Genomic DNA, 15,493 nt, shown 5'->3' with positions numbered 1-15,493 from the left:
AATATGCAAAGCTGCAAGGGTTCGCATAGGCAGCCAAGCGATCAGTGCCAATCAAAATGTTTGAAATCTATTCTTCGCTTTTAACAGGGCGCGTACCGCGGGCCCCTTGGTCGACAGAAATTCGTTTAGAACTCTTCTGTCTTGCCCGACGATGCCGCCAGCCCTAAGCGACTTGAGTTTCTGCGCTGTAGGTGCCAACTGCTCGTACTCCCTGCGCAATTCACCATCTTTATACATGTCAAACCAACGGCGCCAATGGGCGCCCATAGCCGGGGACAACTCGGTGTTTCGCTCAAGCGCTGCCCCGCCTTGGCGAACTTTCTGTTCAAACTGGGCGAAGCTACGAATAGGATAGTGAAATCCGATTATTGGCGCATCGAACAAAACCTTTTCGACGCTGAAACTGGCATCGTGATTGCCCATTCCGATGGATAGCAGCCCCTCGGAGCGCACAATCGCTTTGCGCCCAATTCTGTTCAGTGTCGGTAACGACGAGCCCGTATCGATCGGCTTGACCACGGCATATGTCATATGGACCAACGGGTTGCCGGTCGCCCATCGAGGCGATGGCAACATATTTTGCCGCGGAAGATAGCTGACGTTGCCGGGGGCGTTCGCGAGAAGATCTTTCAGGCTATCGTCCGCACACCACCAAAACTCATCCGCATCATTGTTGAGAATCCAGTCTGCTCCCATGTCCCGCGCGGCTATCATGGCCATTCGCGTGACCCATTTGGCCTGATCGTAATTGTCTTCCGGTTCGTGAAGGAGTGTCAGAACACCCGAATGGATGTACGGCAGCAACAGGTCAACGGTTTCGTCGGTTGAGCCGTTGTCCGTAGCAATAACATGGTCAACGCCCTTGCGAAAATGAAAGTCCAAGTTCTCCTTAATAATGTCGGCCTCATTCCTCACCAACAAGGTCATTACAAGTTTCATCTGGCACCGGAACCCCTAATTTGAGGTCTGGTTATATTAGGGTGTTGAAAAGAGCAATCTGTGACCTGGGCTTTGCCTTCTGAAGCTTCTGGACGGTCGCAGCGATTGACTGGTGGTAGACATGTATCGGCTGGTCAACATCGGGCAGTTCGAAACTCTTCGCATTGAGCACTTGCGATTCAGCCTGCTTTTTGCGTTCCTTGGCAGTGGGTTTTCGTTCCGCCTTTGCAGACGCCAGCGCTGCCAATATAATCTCGCTAATCTGCTTCGGTGTCCAATGTGGACCGTGCGCAGATCCTTGTTTTCCACGCTTCGAAGCGGTGTCTTCTTGACTGGCTGTCCAGTTTCCAGCTTCGCCCAGTAGCCCCGCGGGGGGAGTGGGTACGAGATGGCGCTCGCAGATCTTACCGAGCCCTGTCGGATAGACAGTGCTCCTGGGAGAGCTTCAGGATCGGTCTTGAACAGACGAGTTCATGAAGCTCTTCGCGGGTGAGGGTGCGCTTAAGTTCGTCCATCCAGTGCGCTCTTCTGAAGTGGAAAGGGTTGAAAGGTGTAGAGAGAAACCGCTTCCAACAACTAGTTTCTCGCTTCTAGCGTTGCCGCAATTTCCCTCAGTGATTGTGAAGGTAACTCATAGCCAGACGGAGAATTTCGCGCCGATTTGTGGGACAGAACCAAACAGAAAACATAAGAAGATCAGCACAACGATTTTTGTCCAACTTTTCGGTAACTGATTGATCTTTTACGATTTCCTTAACATCTTCGGACCCACTAGGACGACCTCGCACGCGGGAATTTTTGCTCGCCTTCGTCCGGCGCTGCTGGTTTCGCTCATCTCAGGTTCTCCCGTTCGGTCGGGAGGCCCGCGATCCAGGCGGGTCGCCAAACGCAGAAATGCCAGGACGATTTCGGGAAAGGTGCCGCGGGTGGGTGGATCCCAGAGCGCCTCATCGCTTGGGGCTGGGGCGTGCGCTCTGGGATCGCTAGCGCCGACGACGGAGGGCAGTCCGATTCGGGCGTGGCGCTCAATCAACATGGCGAAAGCGTTCGGAACGGGCAACGCAGCTCGGACCTTTGCGAGGGCGCACCGGACCTAGGTCTGAGGTCGATCTCAAGGAGAAGACTAAAAGTCGGCAAGGGGCAGGAAGGTGCGTGCAGCTACGGACGCTCCGGGACTTTTGGCGAAGCCAGCGCACGGCAAAAAAATGCCCGCAGGACGCGGGCAGTTTTGGAGTGGGCGCATACGCTCAAACATGTTGCGCCTGGCACCAAAATGGCTGTCAGAGGTCAAGGAACTGTAAATGCGCGATAGCTAAAAATGAGGAATATGGCGCTGCTTGCGTTTCCATGGCGTGCCGCCTGAGCGGTCGGTGCGGCGTTTGCGGCGACCTTGCCGCCGATTTTCCGCTTTCGTGCGGCATTTTTCCTTGCGAACCCTCCGGCGTTGCTGTTGTCGCATCTGCCACCGGGCGTAGTGGTCGGTGGAGTGGGCGGGCTGGCTGATGGAGCACGCGTCGCCTTCGCGTTCTCTGCCGGGCAAGCATCTGGTTTTTCTGCTTTGTCTTCCCGATCCTGATGCTGCCTCCCGAGCGTGGTGTGCGGTCAATCTGCGGCCGCGTTGGCGCTTGGGTCAGTGCCCTCAGCTGCAACCCTTGGAAGAAACCCTAAGAAAGAGTTTGTTAATTTAAGCAATTTATAATGGAGAGGGGGTTGAACAATGCCGCCATATCCCCCAAAGGAGGCACCAGGCGGCAATAGCCGCTAATTCGAAAGGATGCTTATGCGAGATAAGACCGCATGTGCCGGCGAATGCCGAACCACCATTTCGGGTTTCAAGTATCTCGTACCGACCGCTTCCATTCTTGGCCTTCTGCTCGTGTCCGCCGGCTGCTCGTCGACGGTCATCGGTGAAACGCCGCTGTTTTCGTCGAGCCATTCCAGCGCCTATGCAAGCCCTTCGGTGAAGATCCGCAAGGAAGAGAAGCAGTTGCGGGTCGCCGAGGCTGACGAGGGTGTGGTCGCGCCGAAGCCGGTGAAGAAGAGTGCGGCCAGCTATCTGGGTCGTGCTCCCTATATCTGCTCGCCGAGCGGCTTCGGTCGCACGTCGCACTGCTTCCTGAGAGCTTCGCTCTAGCGGGACTGTCTCTGTTCAAGTCTGCGTAATTCCAGGGCGGTGAGACCGCCTCGGATCGTTTGGGGATCGGGGCGATCCCCTTTTGGGCGGTGAGCTTCTCACCGCCGCACGCGTGACGTGTCCGGTTTCATTTGCGGCGTCGCGAGACGATCCGCCGGAGAATGTGCGTTGTCCGCCAGACTTTTGAGATCAGCCCTTGTTGCGGGAACGCTGGCGCTTGTTGCCGCCGCCGGATCACCGACAGCGCGCGCGGATGATCCGGCCGATGGCATCGACCGGGCGCTGATGACTGCGGCTATCTCGCCGCCGACAAAGAGTGCGAGGGAGCGGGCGGTCGTCGTCGGCGTCTACGATCCGCATGACGCCGTTGCAGACAGCGATGCGCTCGAGCTCGAACACGTCTTCGTCTATTGGCAGAAGCCGGATAGGGCGCTGTTGAAGCGCAAGATCGCGATCGCGGCGCGGCAGGGGCGGGCGCTGATGCTCTCGGTCGAGCCCTATACCCACGCGGCCGACTGGCGCGCCGGCGGCGAAAGGCTGTTTGCCGATATCGGCAACGGTCGCTTCGATCGCGAGATCGGCGACGTCTGTGCCCGCGCTGCCGCCTTCGATGGCCCGGTCTATGTGCGCTGGGGCCACGAGATGGAGGACCCCGACGGCCGCTATCCCTGGGCGCGTCGCGACAAGGAAGGCTACAAGAAGGCGTTTCGTTACTTCGTCGCCAAATGCCGGGCGCTGGCGCCGGAGGCGCGGTTCGTCTGGTCGCCGAAGGGCCACCGCAATCTCGCCGGTTACTATCCGGGCGACGACGTCGTCGATGTGATCGGGATCCCCGTCTGGGGCCTGCAGAAGATGGATGTCGACTATTGGGGCCGCGAGCGTCGCTTCGGCGAAGCGCTGAGCGAAAAGTACCGGCGCGTCGCGGGCTTCGGCAAACCGGTCATGATCGCTGAACTCGGCGTCTCCGGCTCGGCCGACTACAGGCGCGCCTGGTACAGGGAAATCCTTGACCAGCAGACCTATCGCCGGGCCTTTCCGCTACTCACCACCGTCGTGTTCTTCAACGACAAGGAGCCCTACAAATGGCCGCTCCGCTACGGCTCGCCGGACTGGCGTCTCGACAAGGAAGCGCTGAAGGCGCTTGCCGACCGTCGGACGAAGGAAGCGGCCGAACTCGACGACTGATCGCCTGTTTCGTCAAAGGTGCAGCCGCGCTTGTTCCGTGCGCTTTTTGGGAGAGCGATGCGCCGATCGTCCTTCGGCGCATCGTGAGAGACCCGATCCACGGACCTTGGGGGCTCCACGTCAGGCCAGAAGCAGGCCCGATTCGCGGGCAGCGGCAGCAAAGCAGCGGCTGGCCCGGTCCGTGCTTGTCAATCCATCCAGCGCGTCCAGGCAGCGCCTGAGAGCCGCGCGGTACTCCCGTCCGCGACGCCCCGGCCATTGCCGCAGCAACTCGACGGCTTCGAAGACCGTTCTGACGACGGTCTGCCGTTTTGCGGATAATCGGAGGGGGATGGGAGTGGCGAATAACTTCTCGCTCATTTGCATTCCTCGTTCTCAGTCTTTTTCGAGCGCGAGGCCAACGCTGTGGCGCGGGAATGGTTCCGTCGGATTGCCGACTTTTTTCTAAAGCTGGAGTGCGGCCTTGAGGTCGCTCGACTTATGGGTGCGAAGGTCAAGGTCGGCTTCGATGTGGTCGATATGATGGACCATCATCTTGGCGGCCGCGTCGATGTCGCCGCGTTCCAGCGCGTTGACGATCTCGTCGTGTTCGTTGTGGCCGCAGCTCGAAACTGTGGACTGGCCGTAAAGCGCAATCACCAGCGAGGAGCGGGCGACGAGTTCATCCATGAAACGGTGAAGGATGGCATTGCGACTAAGCTCGGCGAGCGCCAGGTGAAAATCGCCAGATGCCTTGATTTCGGCGCGGCGGGCCGAGTGGCCGCGCTGTTCGGTGAGCTGCCGCTCCGCTGCCAGCATGCGCCGAAGCTCGGCGAGCTCGGCCTTCCCGACATTCGGCGCTGCAGCCCGCACGACGCCGGGCTCGATCAGCCGGCGGGTCGCGAAAATCTGGCGTGCCTCGTCGATCGAGGGGTGGGCGACAAAGGCGCCGCGGTTCTTCTCGACGCTGACGAGGCCTTCGTAGGAGAGTGCCTGGAGGGCTGCGCGCACCAGTGTACGGCTGACATTGAAGAGCTCGCCGACATCGCTTTCCGAAAGCTTGGTGCCGGGGGCAAGCCGCCGCTCGACAATCGCATCGCGCAAGGTGTCGCGGATATGCTGACTACCAATATCGGTGTCGGTGGCCATGTCGGCCGGTGGAGGCGTGGTGGTCAAGGACATGAATCGATCCGCGAAACAACATCCCATCTTATCGCCGGGCGAAGCGAAGGGAAACGACAATCTGACGCGTAGGGGTTGCGCGCTGACAACTGCGTGTTTCCTTGAAGCGCATCGGATTTAAGGACAAGACATGCAGTGCTTCAAAGTGCTGCAGCGAGCATTGCGCGTCTGATAGCACGCACGGTGCTGCAGGGGGCGAGGGTTACTTGTCGAGTTCGGGATAGACGCGGTCTAGGAAACCGGGCCTGAGCTTCTCGCCGATCAGGCAGTCGGATGCCGGAAGGGCGTCGGCCAGGCGGACGGTGGGCGGCGGCGGCAGGCCGCTGACTTCGAGCACCAGCTTCTGACGAATTGCGATCGAAAAATCCTCCGGCTCGTGCACCGGCAGTACAAAGGACCCGGGGCCGCCGATGACGCATTCGGCGTAATACTGGTCGAGCGGGCCGGTCGAGACCGAGGGGCGAATGAGGATCGCCAGCCCGTTGATGGTGATGCCGCGGGCGACCGCCGTCTCGCGGGCGGGAATGACCGGCGGGCCGATATTGTTCGGGCCGTCGCCGGAGACGTCGATGACCCGGCGTATGCCGTTGAAGGCGTTCGAATCGATCAGCATCGTACCGTAGGTGATCGCATTCGAGATCGACGTGCCGCGCCGGGTGCCGACCGGTCGCGCCTCGATCAGCTTGGCAAAGGCATCGGCGTCGGCGGCGGTGGAGATTACTTGCCAGGCGACGACGGAAGATTCATTGACCGTGCCGGCCCATTCGAAATAGCCGATGGCGATCTTGCCCAGTTGCCCGCTTGCGACCGCATCGAGGAAATCGCGGTGCCGGAGCGCTTCCACGTAACCGGCGCGCTGGATGCGCGCCTCATCGAGATCCATCGAGCCGGACATATCGACGGCCAGGATCAGTTCGACATCGACATCCGTCGACGCGGCGGTCGATGGGCTCGGGCCGCCACTCAATGAGAGGATCAACGCCAACACGCTCAACATCGCTTCAACCAGTCATTGCGCGCGGTCAGATTAGAAGAATGTAACACAGGATTGGCTTTCGGGGACCCTTTGGGTGTAGTTGGCCTTCAATAAAGAGTGATTTTGCCGGGGCTTGCCCAGAAATGCTTGTGACTGGGGCCAGGGTCCGGAAGAGCGGAATGTTGAGGCCGACGGAAAATACCGATATATTTCAGATCGATAGTCTGCAGAGGGCGGCGTTCGGATACTTTCTCGATCATGCCGATCCGGTGACCGGGCTGATCGCGGATACGTCGCTTCGGGCTGCGCCATCGAGCGTCGCGGCGACCGGTTTCGGCCTTTCCTGTTATCCCATCGGTGTCGAGCGCGGATGGATATCGCGCCGGGAGGCGATCGGACGGGTTTTGACGGTGCTGCGCTTCCTGGCCGAGAGCCCGCAGTCTCGCGACCAGCGGGCGAGCGGGCATCGCGGTTTCTACTATCACTTTCTCGACATGCGGACCGGCGAGCGCACCTGGCGGAGCGAACTCTCGACTGTCGACACGGCGCTGCTGATAGCCGGCGTGCTGACGGTTTCCGCCTATTTCTCCTGCACGGATGCGGATGAAGGCGAGATTCGCATGCTTGCCGAAAAGCTCTATGCGCGGGTCGACTGGCGTTGGGCATTGAACAGGGGTGACACACTGACGATGGGTTGGCGTCCGCCCGGGCGGTTTCTCAAACACCGCTGGCGGGGCTACAGCGAGGCGCTGCTGCTCCATGTGCTGGCGCTCGGGGCAGGTGATCATGCGATCGGGCCGGAGCACTACGCCGCCTTTGCGGAGGGCTACGACTGGATCGCGGCCAATGGCGAGCCTCATCTCCATGCGGCGCCGCTGTTCATCCACCTGTTCCCACAGGCATGGCTCGATCTTCGCGGTCTCGGCGATCGGTCGATGCGGGAGAAGGGCACGGATTGCTTCGATAATACCCGGCGCGCCATCGCGTTTCAGCGTGACCATGCGCGGCGAAATCCCGGCCGGTTTGCCGGCTATGGTTGGCATCTCTGGGGTCTCAGTGCCTGCCACGCGCCACGCGGCCGGCTGCGCCTGAAGGACGGACGCTGGCAGCGGCTTTTGGGTTACGCCAATCGCGGCGCACCCTTCGGTCCGGATGACGGTACGCTCGTGCCCTGGGCAGCGGTGGCCTGTCTGCCTTTCGAGCCGGATGCGTCACTATCGGCCCTCGACCATGTCGCGGCCGCCTATCCCGGGCTTTTGAGAGAAGGGCGCTTTCCCGGTGGCTTCAATCCGAGCCTTCCCGGCGATGGGCCGGAAGGGTGGGTCGATGACCGCGTCGTCGGCCTTGACCAAGGGCTCGTCGTGATGATGATCGAGAACTGGCGAAGCGGCTTCGTGTGGGAGCTGACACGGAGCCTGCCTGCGATCCGGCGTGGTCTTCAGCGCGCGGGTTTTAGTGGCGGCTGGCTGGCGACGGAGACAAGATGAGTTCGAGAGACCACCAGCGGACGGCGCAGACGGTGGAGCGAAATCCGCCGCAGGCGCTGGCCGTGGTCGAGCGGTTGCAGGCCCAGTTTCCGGACGCCGGTGTCTCGCTTGGCCCGGCTGACAGCGCATTCGACGTCCCGGAGGCCTTCTGGGCGGACGGCGGGGCAGGCATCGCGACGGGCCTTGCCTATCAGGATTGTTTCGCAATCGGCATGACGGACCGCATCCGGGCAGCGCATCTGATTGCCTTCTATGGCCGCCAACTGAGCGTCGTTCTCGGCGCGTTCCATCTTGGCGCGGGTTTTCAGGTCGAGATCGCCGGCATTCGCTTTGAAGACTGGAGCCGGCTCCATCAAGACCGGGAAGTTGTCGGCAAGCGTTACCATTTCCGCCTCGATCGGCTGGAACGGCCGTTGGAGGTGGGCAGCATCAGCGCTTTTGAACGCCGCTTCACCGCTCATCTGGCGCCGATCATTACGGTGCTGAAGAAGCGCACCGGGCTTTCCTCCGGGGCGCAGTGGCGGCTGGCGGCGGATGCCCTTGCCGGCGCCTTCCTGGAGCTCGGGCGCGCGCTCGGCGATGAGGCGCGCGGCATGGCCGAGGCGCTGGCGATCGTCAAGCGGCGGGGCTCGCGGCTGTTCTCGGAGGAGCTCTGTTACGAGGAAATCACTGCCAGTGATCCGGCAGGCGGCGAGCGGCTGTCGCGCCAGTATCGGATCCGCTGCGGCTGTTGCCTGTACTTCCGGACGGAAGGCGGCAGCTTCTGCGATACTTGTGTCCTGCTGGAGCCGGCCGATCGCCGCGCGCGGCTCGCAGCCCATCTCATGCAAAACGGCGGGGCCTGAACCCCGCCGTCTGATTATTCAGTTGCCCACGGAGGGCAGGGGGCGGCCGGATCAGTTCGCCTTGACGAAACGCTCGTTGATGAAGCCGGAGACGACGCCAAGCACGATCCAGAAGGCGAGCGTGGTGGCAAGGGCGGCAACGGCAAATTCAGCGCCGAGCACAGCCGGAACGTTGCTGGTGATATCCACCGGCTGCGGCGCGCCGTAGACGTGGGGCGCGGCAATCAGCACCAGGCCGACGACCTTCGACACGATCTCCTCGCGCAGGACGACGAGGTAGAGGCCGACGGCTGAAAGCGCCACCGTCACCAGCCACCAGGTCTGGCGGTCGCCGAGTTCGGCGGCCGGAAAGCCCGGAAGTTCCGGCGGCAGGCCGATTGCCGGCAGCATGTGCACGGCAAGCCAGCCGCAGGCGCCCCAGAGCGCACCGTTCCTGAGCGTGATCGGGTAGCCGATCACCAGGCTGACGCCGGCCAAAAGCAGGCCGAAGCCGGAGCCGGTGACGAGGTTGGCGATCAGCGTGCCGGAGAAGCGGCTCATGCCGAACATGATGCCGCCTTCCTCGTGTTCGCCCTCATGTGCGTAGGCCGGGGTGATCGGCGACAGGGCGTCGAGCATGGCGGAAAGCGGCGAAACCGCCTTCAGCGACGAATGCTGGTCGTGCCCCTCGGCGGCAGGCTGCGTGGTTCCAGGCTGGGTCGCGGGCTGTTCGGTGGCCGCCGGAGCCTCGCCCTCGAATTCTTCCGCATGCAGAATCAGCGGCGTGACCCTAAGTTCCTGGGCGCCGGTCATGAAGACACCGGCAATCATTCCAGCCACGATCGCGGCCAGAAGCGTTCTGACAATCATCTTGAAGTCCCTCGATAACGGCAAAAGCCACGCGCTGCGGCGTGGTTTGCAAGCCTTCCCATTTTATCTGCTCTGCGGGTGGCTGGCGTGTGCCGGATGAACCGGACAATGCATGCGCCAACATCCGGCACGGGCCGGATGCGTTCAGGTCCGCAGATTTTTCGATGTGGAACGTGCGTTACGTTCCGGCACATCGGTCAGTGGCAAGGGAAGCCGTAGGAATGGCGGGTGTCGTGTGCGGTGTCGTGCAGCACGGCCGAGTTGGCAAGGCCGGCGCCGAACACGAGGAATGCGCCGATGAAAAGCGCAATGACGCCAGCGGTCAGACGATCGCTGAGGGAGAGCGGGGTGCTCGAAATGGTAGACGTAGCCATGACAACCTCCGTGATGGCATCGGGAAATTCCCGGTTGGGCCCTATGCCCGCATCGAGTGGCAGGTTTCCTGGCTCACGGCGCTGGGCGGGAAGCCCTGGATCTGCCTCGCCTTCCCAGTCCGGCCGCCCTCTCGCGGTCTTTCCAGTGGCTTCTTCCGGGGCGCCCCGGAATGGCAGGTCAACGTCGTTCTACAGTCGCGGGGTCGGCCGTGATTTGAATGCCCAGCTTGGGTCCATCCGTCACATTCCCGTTTACTCCCGAAACACGTTCGCGTCCCGGGAACCAATCGATCTCAGATGATTAGGAGCGCACCCCCAAGATGTCAATTGGACTTGCGCCGCCGCCCGGTCCATCCGCGACAAAATCGCGGATGATCATGCGTTTATAGGCCTCGACGATCTGGTCACCCTCCGGGCGCTCCACCGAGACGGCAAGCCGCATCGTGCAGTCGCCAAGATGCATGATCAGGAAGGCGGCACTGTCGATCGTTTCGCGCGGCGTATCGGGCACAAGCCGGGCCCAGACGTCGGCAAGAAGCTTTCCGCCGGCGCGGCTTTGCAGCAGGTCGACCTCGCGCAGCGCCTTGTCGGCCTGCATCGCCGACCAGATGTCGCGCATTACGGGCTCGGCCAGGAACATGTCGTAATAGATGTCGAACAGCACGCAGAAGGCATCACGCAATTCTTCGAGCGATGTGACCTTGGCGAGCTCAGCGCCGATGCACTCGTTGCACACCGCATTGTAGCGCTCGGCCAGCGTGCGCACGATCGCCGCCTTGTCGGGGAAGTACTGGTAGAGCGATCCGATCGAAATTCCAGCCTTTTCAGCAACTTCGCTCATGCGCATGGCGTCGCTGCCCTTCTCCTGAATGAGCGCCGTCGCGCAGGCGAGGATCTGTTCGACACGCTCGCGGCTGCGTTTCTGGCTGGGTGTCCGGCGCAACGCGGTCTCGTCTTCGGCGGGGATTGCGGACGGGCTTACGTCTGAAATCATGAGGAATGCTCACATTTTGTCTTGACTCTTAAAATACGAGGATTTATCACATTTGCAAATGTGAGCGATACTCACATTTATTGATGAGCCCTAAGGAGGAAACGATGTCTCAGAAGATCACACTGGTTCTGGGTGGTACCGGCAAGACGGGGCGGCGCGTTGCCGAGCGTCTCCAGGAGCGTGGTGTTGCGGTGCGCATCGGCGCCCGTTCGGCGTCACCCTCCTTCGACTGGACGGACGAGGCGACCTGGGCGCCGGTGCTTGAAAATGTCGATCGTATCTATGTCTGCTTCCAGCCGGACCTGGCGGTGCCGGGCTCCGTCGAGACCATCCGCAAGTTCTCAAACCTTGCCGTCGGTGCGGGCATCAAGCGGCTGGTGCTTCTGTCGGGGCGCGGCGAGGACGAGGCGGAAGCGGCCGAGCGTGCGCTGCAGGCTTCCGGCGCTGAGTGCACGATCATCCGGGCGAGCTGGTTCTTCGAGAACTTCGACGAAGGCTTCCTCGCCGATGGCGTCTTGAGCGGTTCCGTGTTCCTGCCCGCGGACACAGTTACCGAGCCGTTCGTCAGCTGCGATGACATTGCCGACGTCGCGGTTGAAGCTCTTCTCGACGAGCGCCATGTCGGCAAGGTCTATTCGCTGACCGGTCCACGGCTCATGACCTTTGCCGACGCCGTGGCCGAAATTGCCGCGGCTGCCAACCGCCCGATCTCCTATCAGTCTGTGCCGATTGCCGACTTCGTCGCACAGCTCAAGGCAGACGGTGTGCCTGATGACTATGTCGAACTCATCCGCTATCTCTTCACCTCGGTGCTCGACGGGCGCAATTCGAGTGTGACGTCCGATGTCGAGCGCGTGCTTGGGCGGCGTCCGCGTGACTTTGCAACCTACGCCCGGGAGACCGCAGCAACCGGTGTATGGAGTATTGCCGCATGATCCCGCTGATCCCCGCTCTGGCGTTTGCCGCCGCGATCGGTTCCGGCCTGATGGCCGGACTGTTCTTCATCTTCTCGGTCTGCATCATGCAGGCCCTGTCGCGGCTGCCGCCGGAGCAGGGGATCGCCGCGATGAACGCCATCAATGTCGTGATCCAGAACCCGATCTTCCTCAGCGCCTTCATGGGCACGGCGCTGCTTGCTCTGGCGCTTATCGTCGTCGCCTTCTTCTCTGGCGGCGAGGGCCGGTGGTTGCTGGCCGCAGGCGGTATTTTCTACGTCGTCGGCGTGCTTCTGGTGACGATTGTCTTCAACGTGCCGATGAACGACGCACTTGGGGCCGCCGCTCCCGGGCAGGCGGCAAATGACCTCTGGCTTGGGCGGTACCTGACCGACTGGGTCTGGTGGAACCACGTGCGTACCTTCGCATCGATCGGGTCACTGGCGCTCTTCATCCTCGGCTTCGCCCGCGCTTGACGAAAAGCGTCGGCAAGGCGGTCTATCCTTGCCGGCGTATCCTCTGCGGAGTCCTCTCGTGTCAGGCGGTCAGCCTTTCGGGATCCGCGCGTCGTATTCCTGTTCGAGCGCTGTAAACTTGCTCCAGAAGGCTGCGGGCGGTTCTCCTTCCAGGAGATCGCGCAACAGGTCGAGATGCACGTGCCAGCCGGCAGAGAAGCTGGTCATGATCCCGCGATTGGCGATGCGGGTATGGGTGACCATGAGTAGCACCTTGTCGCCGCGCGGGCTGAGTTCGAAGCGGACCTCCGACGGTGTGTCGGTTTCCTCGTTCCAGCTGTAGGCGAGCAGGCGAGGCGGCTCCCAGGCGAGAATGTGGCCGTGATTGCGAACCTCGCCGGCGTGGCTGGCGTATTTTTGTGGCGGCTGGTCGTCGGCCGTCGTCAGTTCCGAATGGCGGAACACATGTTCGACAGCAGCCCCCTCGGTCGAGCCGATCGTGCCCGATGCCATCCAGAGCCGGCGCTTGGTTTCGTCGGTCAGATAGGACCAGACCCGCTCGATCGGGCCGGGCAGAAGGCGCTCGATGCGCACCGCATCGGGCGCAACGACACGGCCGTAGTCGGCGCTGGCAAAGGCTGTGGAACGCGAAGTCATGGCTTTTCCTCCGGGTCTGTTTGAGCAGTTGCGTCTTCGGCGAGAAGCAGTGCCTCGAGTGCGTCGATGCGGCTGCGCCAGAAGGCTTCGTAGTGGCGCATCCACTCCATGCCGGCATGCATCGGCGCGGCATCGAGCCGGCACACATGCGTGCGGCCTTTCACTTCGCGGCGCACCAAACCTGCTCCTTCCAGCACCTTGATGTGCTTCGATGCCGCGGCCAGCGAGATCGAGAAGGGCGCCGCAAGCTCGCCGACCAGTCTCTCGCCTTGCGAAAGGTTCTGGAGCATGGCGCGGCGCGTCGGATCCGAAAGCGCGTGGAACACGGCATCGAGACGTTCATTCTGATATTCAACCATGTTGTTGAATATCTCTTCGGTCGACGCAATTGTCAACCGTTAGGTTGAACGTTTCTCCTGAGTAACGAGAAGAAGTCGGTGCTTGGGCCGTCTTCATGGATGCGTCGTCCCTTCCAGGCGGCAAGCGCATCCGAAAGGTCGTCGGTCGGCACCACCTGGGCAAATTGCTCGCTTTCCATCTGCAGGCCCTCGGCGATCGATATGTTGAGGCCGCGGGTCACGGCCGTGATGATTGAGCGAACGGCGAGGGGGGAGTGATGCATAATGCGCTTGGCCAAATCGCGGGCGGCGGGGATAAGGTCCTCGTGGGCGACGACCGCATTGACGAGCCCCAGGTCCAGGGCGCGCTCGGGCGAAAAATCCTCTCCCGTCAGCAGCAGTTCGAGTGCGCGCTTGCGGCCGGCAAGGCGTGGCAGCCGCTGCGTCCCACCGAAGGTCGGCGGCATGCCGAGCTTGATTTCCGGCTTGGCAAAGCGGGCGTGTTCGCTGGCGATGGCCAGATGCACGGCCTCGGTGATCTCGCAGCCGCCGCCATAGGCGATACCGTTGACGGCGGCGATCACCGGCTTCGGAAAGGCCTCGAGCCGCGCCGTCAACCGCTGGCCGCGCCTGACGAAATCGCGCACGGCGGGGTTCACGCCTTGGCGCACGCTTTCGGAAAACTCGTGAATATCGCCGCCGGCGGAAAAGGCGCGCTCGCCGGCGCCGGTGATGATCACAGCGCCAACCTTGTCGTTGACCTCGATCGTGTCGAGAAGGGTGAGGAGCCAGTCGATCAGTTCGTAGTTCAGGGCATTGAGCTTCTGTGGGCGGTTGAGCGTGAGCAGGGCGATGCCCTCGGAAATCTGCATCAGCACGGTGTTGGACATGGTTGCTCTCCGGCAAGTGTTGACACGGAGACGCTAGGTGAAGGAGGATGTCATGTATATTCACTAGTCGGTATACATCGCGATGGCGCAAGCAGAGAAATCGACCCGGGACACGATCGTCGCCGCTGCGGCAAAACTCTTCTATGCTGAGGGCATCCGCGCCGTCAGCGTCGATGCGGTGGCCGAGGAGGCGGGCGTGACCAAACGCACGCTTTACTATCATTTCGAGAGCAAGGACGAACTGATTGCCGCCTATCTCGAAGGTCGCGACCAGCCCAATCTCAAGCTCTTTCGGAAATGGTACGGCGAAGCGGAAGGGGATCTGCCGATCAAGGTCGAGGCGATGTTCGTCAATCTGGCACGGGCGGCGCGCCACCCGAAATGGAAGGGCTGTGGCTTCCTGCGGACCTCGGCCGAACTTGCCAACATGCCGGGCCATCCGGCGATCCGTATCGGGGCCGCCCACAAAAAGAAGTTCGAGGCGTGGATGGCCGAGACCTTTGCCGAAGCAGGTGCATCCGAACCCGCAACGCTTGCAAAACAGATCCTGCTGCTGCTCGACGGCAGTTTTGCCGTGGTGCTGCTGCACCGGGATGCCAGCTACATGGAAATGGCGGGCAAGGCAGCGGCGACGCTGGTGCAGGTGGCACTTGCCGCCTCCGGCGCGAAAGCGTCGTCGGAGCATGCGTCGGCTTCATTCTGAAGCGATGCGATTTCCGCTTCAATCGAATGTCACTGGCGGGCAGTATAGGCTGTACCGCTAACAGCCGAACAACCAGTAGGCGCGCCGTGCGGCCTCCGTTACGGCTCGCAGGAGGGAGAGCAAAGCCATGACCGTGAAGCGTATTGTTTCCAACCTCTACGCCCCGGACCCGCAGGTGGCGCGCGCGTTTTACGGCGACCTGCTGGAGCTCGACGTGGTGATGGATCACGGCTGGATCCTGACCTTTGCCGCCGAGGGCAAAGCCGCGATGCCGCAGGTGAGCATTGCCAGCGAGGGTGGCAACAACACACCGGTGCCGGTGCTTTCGATCGAGGTTGACGACGTCGACCAGATCTATCAGCGGGCGAGAGCGGCCGGGGTCGAGATCGTTTATGAGATCACCAACGAACCCTGGGGCGTGCGCCGCTTCTTCATGCGCGACCCCTTCGGCAACATCGTCAATATCCTGACGCACTGATGCACATCCGGGGCGCAGGCTCGGTCGAAGAGTGTCGTGCCCATTCAAGGTGATCAAAAGGAGGCGCCCCGCCGCCGGCGAGCGGCAGAGCGC

Annotated in this window: 18 protein-coding genes and 1 riboswitch; of the genes, 8 read left to right on the top strand and 10 right to left on the bottom strand. The window is 61.9% G+C overall.

The window, feature by feature from the left end; all coding sequences use genetic code 11:
- Positions 1–51 precede the first annotated feature (51 nt).
- Positions 52–927 (bottom strand): glycosyltransferase family 2 protein, encoded by an 876-nt coding sequence (locus PWG15_RS12455; protein WP_275020154.1) that lies wholly within the window; start codon positions 925–927, stop codon positions 52–54.
- 1,792 nt (positions 928–2,719) lie between these two features.
- Between PWG15_RS12455 and PWG15_RS12450 the strand changes: the two genes are divergently transcribed.
- Together PWG15_RS12450 and PWG15_RS12445 are read left to right on the top strand one after the other, a co-directional pair.
- Positions 2,720–3,073 carry a hypothetical protein gene (locus tag PWG15_RS12450; RefSeq protein ID WP_275020152.1) on the top strand — a complete coding sequence of 118 codons (354 nt, stop codon included), beginning with the start codon at positions 2,720–2,722 and terminating at the stop codon, positions 3,071–3,073.
- 168 nt (positions 3,074–3,241) lie between these two features.
- Positions 3,242–4,258 carry a glycoside hydrolase family 26 protein gene (locus tag PWG15_RS12445; RefSeq protein WP_275020150.1) on the top strand — a complete coding sequence of 339 codons (1,017 nt, stop codon included), beginning with the start codon at positions 3,242–3,244 and terminating at the stop codon, positions 4,256–4,258.
- Positions 4,259–4,378: 120 nt separating this feature from the next.
- Here the strand turns inward: PWG15_RS12445 and PWG15_RS12440 are convergent, their stop codons facing one another.
- The 3 genes from PWG15_RS12440 to PWG15_RS12430 all read right to left on the bottom strand — a co-directional run bounded on the left by PWG15_RS12440 (position 4,379) and on the right by PWG15_RS12430 (position 6,416).
- Positions 4,379–4,618, bottom strand: coding sequence for a DUF982 domain-containing protein (locus PWG15_RS12440; RefSeq protein WP_275020148.1), 240 nt, complete (start codon positions 4,616–4,618; stop codon positions 4,379–4,381).
- 84 nt (positions 4,619–4,702) lie between these two features.
- A complete protein-coding gene (locus PWG15_RS12435; protein ID WP_275020146.1) occupies positions 4,703–5,419 on the bottom strand; it encodes a GntR family transcriptional regulator in 717 nt (238 codons plus the stop codon).
- 202 nt (positions 5,420–5,621) lie between these two features.
- Positions 5,622–6,416, bottom strand: coding sequence for a DUF1194 domain-containing protein (locus PWG15_RS12430; protein WP_275020144.1), 795 nt, complete (start codon positions 6,414–6,416; stop codon positions 5,622–5,624).
- Between the two features lie 158 nt (positions 6,417–6,574).
- On the opposite strand from PWG15_RS12430, the gene PWG15_RS12425 reads away from it, so the two are divergent.
- Positions 6,575–7,882, top strand: a complete 1,308-nt coding sequence (locus PWG15_RS12425; protein ID WP_275020142.1) for a glucoamylase family protein — start codon at positions 6,575–6,577, stop codon at positions 7,880–7,882.
- Positions 7,879–8,727 (top strand): (2Fe-2S)-binding protein, encoded by an 849-nt coding sequence (locus PWG15_RS12420; protein WP_275020140.1) that lies wholly within the window; start codon positions 7,879–7,881, stop codon positions 8,725–8,727. Before PWG15_RS12425 ends, PWG15_RS12420 begins: the two co-directional genes overlap by 4 nt.
- Before the next feature lie 51 nt (positions 8,728–8,778).
- Here PWG15_RS12420 and PWG15_RS12415 read toward each other — a convergent pair whose 3' ends face one another.
- The 3 genes from PWG15_RS12415 to PWG15_RS12405 all read right to left on the bottom strand — a co-directional run bounded on the left by PWG15_RS12415 (position 8,779) and on the right by PWG15_RS12405 (position 10,944).
- On the bottom strand, positions 8,779–9,576 hold the full coding sequence (locus PWG15_RS12415; protein WP_275020138.1) for a CbtA family protein: 798 nt from the start codon (positions 9,574–9,576) through the stop codon (positions 8,779–8,781).
- A gap of 197 nt (positions 9,577–9,773) precedes the next feature.
- Positions 9,774–9,950, bottom strand: a complete 177-nt coding sequence (locus PWG15_RS12410) for a CbtB domain-containing protein (protein ID WP_034791966.1) — start codon at positions 9,948–9,950, stop codon at positions 9,774–9,776.
- Between the two features lie 41 nt (positions 9,951–9,991).
- A riboswitch (cobalamin riboswitch) is annotated at positions 9,992–10,253 on the bottom strand.
- Entirely contained in the window at positions 10,252–10,944 is a 693-nt protein-coding gene (locus PWG15_RS12405) for a TetR/AcrR family transcriptional regulator (protein ID WP_275020130.1), read from the bottom strand. It overlaps the preceding riboswitch by 2 nt.
- A gap of 104 nt (positions 10,945–11,048) precedes the next feature.
- On the opposite strand from PWG15_RS12405, the gene PWG15_RS12400 reads away from it, so the two are divergent.
- Both PWG15_RS12400 and PWG15_RS12395 read left to right on the top strand, forming a co-directional pair.
- Positions 11,049–11,879, top strand: coding sequence for an NAD(P)H-binding protein (locus tag PWG15_RS12400; protein WP_275020129.1), 831 nt, complete (start codon positions 11,049–11,051; stop codon positions 11,877–11,879).
- Positions 11,876–12,355: an anthrone oxygenase family protein gene (locus PWG15_RS12395; RefSeq protein WP_275020127.1), complete on the top strand. Its 480-nt coding sequence runs from the start codon at positions 11,876–11,878 to the stop codon at positions 12,353–12,355. The genes PWG15_RS12400 and PWG15_RS12395 overlap by 4 nt, the downstream gene beginning before the upstream one ends.
- A 69-nt stretch (positions 12,356–12,424) precedes the next feature.
- On the opposite strand, the gene PWG15_RS12390 is transcribed toward PWG15_RS12395, so the two are convergent.
- Genes PWG15_RS12390 through PWG15_RS12380 form a run of 3 tightly spaced genes read right to left on the bottom strand, consistent with a single transcriptional unit; the run spans position 12,425 to position 14,219 of the window.
- The gene (locus PWG15_RS12390) at positions 12,425–12,991 is read right to left on the bottom strand and encodes an SRPBCC family protein (protein ID WP_275020125.1); all 567 of its coding nucleotides are present in this window, start codon (positions 12,989–12,991) and stop codon (positions 12,425–12,427) included.
- The gene (locus tag PWG15_RS12385) at positions 12,988–13,350 is read right to left on the bottom strand and encodes an ArsR/SmtB family transcription factor (protein ID WP_275020123.1); all 363 of its coding nucleotides are present in this window, start codon (positions 13,348–13,350) and stop codon (positions 12,988–12,990) included. The genes PWG15_RS12390 and PWG15_RS12385 overlap by 4 nt, the downstream gene beginning before the upstream one ends.
- A gap of 32 nt (positions 13,351–13,382) precedes the next feature.
- On the bottom strand, positions 13,383–14,219 hold the full coding sequence (locus PWG15_RS12380; RefSeq protein ID WP_275020121.1) for a crotonase/enoyl-CoA hydratase family protein: 837 nt from the start codon (positions 14,217–14,219) through the stop codon (positions 13,383–13,385).
- An 82-nt stretch (positions 14,220–14,301) separates the two neighbouring features.
- Here PWG15_RS12380 and PWG15_RS12375 point away from each other — a divergent pair, with 82 nt between their 5' ends.
- Both PWG15_RS12375 and PWG15_RS12370 read left to right on the top strand, forming a co-directional pair.
- Complete coding sequence (locus PWG15_RS12375; protein WP_275020119.1) at positions 14,302–14,922, top strand: TetR/AcrR family transcriptional regulator; 621 nt, start codon at positions 14,302–14,304, stop codon at positions 14,920–14,922.
- A 127-nt stretch (positions 14,923–15,049) separates the two neighbouring features.
- Complete coding sequence (locus PWG15_RS12370) at positions 15,050–15,400, top strand: VOC family protein (protein WP_275020117.1); 351 nt, start codon at positions 15,050–15,052, stop codon at positions 15,398–15,400.
- Positions 15,401–15,493 lie beyond the last annotated feature (93 nt).

The organism is Ensifer adhaerens, assembly GCF_028993555.1.
In the GTDB taxonomy this organism is placed as follows: domain Bacteria; phylum Pseudomonadota; class Alphaproteobacteria; order Rhizobiales; family Rhizobiaceae; genus Ensifer; species Ensifer adhaerens_I.
The sequence above is the reverse complement of the archived record's forward strand: the minus strand, read 5'-3'. Positions and strand labels throughout refer to the sequence as shown.

Excerpts from the sequence above, each read along its gene's own strand:
- PWG15_RS12455 (WP_275020154.1), bottom strand. The coding sequence starts at position 927 with ATGACCTTGTTGGTGAGGAATGAGGCCGACATTATTAAGGAGAACTTG.
- PWG15_RS12450 (WP_275020152.1), top strand. The coding sequence starts at position 2,720 with ATGCGAGATAAGACCGCATGTGCCGGCGAATGCCGAACCACCATTTCG.
- PWG15_RS12440 (WP_275020148.1), bottom strand. The coding sequence starts at position 4,618 with ATGAGCGAGAAGTTATTCGCCACTCCCATCCCCCTCCGATTATCCGCA.
- PWG15_RS12435 (WP_275020146.1), bottom strand. The coding sequence starts at position 5,419 with ATGTCCTTGACCACCACGCCTCCACCGGCCGACATGGCCACCGACACC.
- PWG15_RS12430 (WP_275020144.1), bottom strand. The coding sequence starts at position 6,416 with ATGTTGAGCGTGTTGGCGTTGATCCTCTCATTGAGTGGCGGCCCGAGC.
- PWG15_RS12425 (WP_275020142.1), top strand. The coding sequence starts at position 6,575 with ATGTTGAGGCCGACGGAAAATACCGATATATTTCAGATCGATAGTCTG.
- PWG15_RS12420 (WP_275020140.1), top strand. The coding sequence starts at position 7,879 with ATGAGTTCGAGAGACCACCAGCGGACGGCGCAGACGGTGGAGCGAAAT.
- PWG15_RS12415 (WP_275020138.1), bottom strand. The coding sequence starts at position 9,576 with ATGATTGTCAGAACGCTTCTGGCCGCGATCGTGGCTGGAATGATTGCC.
- PWG15_RS12410 (WP_034791966.1), bottom strand. The coding sequence starts at position 9,950 with ATGGCTACGTCTACCATTTCGAGCACCCCGCTCTCCCTCAGCGATCGT.
- PWG15_RS12405 (WP_275020130.1), bottom strand. The coding sequence starts at position 10,944 with ATGATTTCAGACGTAAGCCCGTCCGCAATCCCCGCCGAAGACGAGACC.
- PWG15_RS12400 (WP_275020129.1), top strand. The coding sequence starts at position 11,049 with ATGTCTCAGAAGATCACACTGGTTCTGGGTGGTACCGGCAAGACGGGG.
- PWG15_RS12395 (WP_275020127.1), top strand. The coding sequence starts at position 11,876 with ATGATCCCGCTGATCCCCGCTCTGGCGTTTGCCGCCGCGATCGGTTCC.
- PWG15_RS12390 (WP_275020125.1), bottom strand. The coding sequence starts at position 12,991 with ATGACTTCGCGTTCCACAGCCTTTGCCAGCGCCGACTACGGCCGTGTC.
- PWG15_RS12385 (WP_275020123.1), bottom strand. The coding sequence starts at position 13,350 with ATGGTTGAATATCAGAATGAACGTCTCGATGCCGTGTTCCACGCGCTT.
- PWG15_RS12380 (WP_275020121.1), bottom strand. The coding sequence starts at position 14,219 with ATGTCCAACACCGTGCTGATGCAGATTTCCGAGGGCATCGCCCTGCTC.
- PWG15_RS12375 (WP_275020119.1), top strand. The coding sequence starts at position 14,302 with ATGGCGCAAGCAGAGAAATCGACCCGGGACACGATCGTCGCCGCTGCG.
- PWG15_RS12370 (WP_275020117.1), top strand. The coding sequence starts at position 15,050 with ATGACCGTGAAGCGTATTGTTTCCAACCTCTACGCCCCGGACCCGCAG.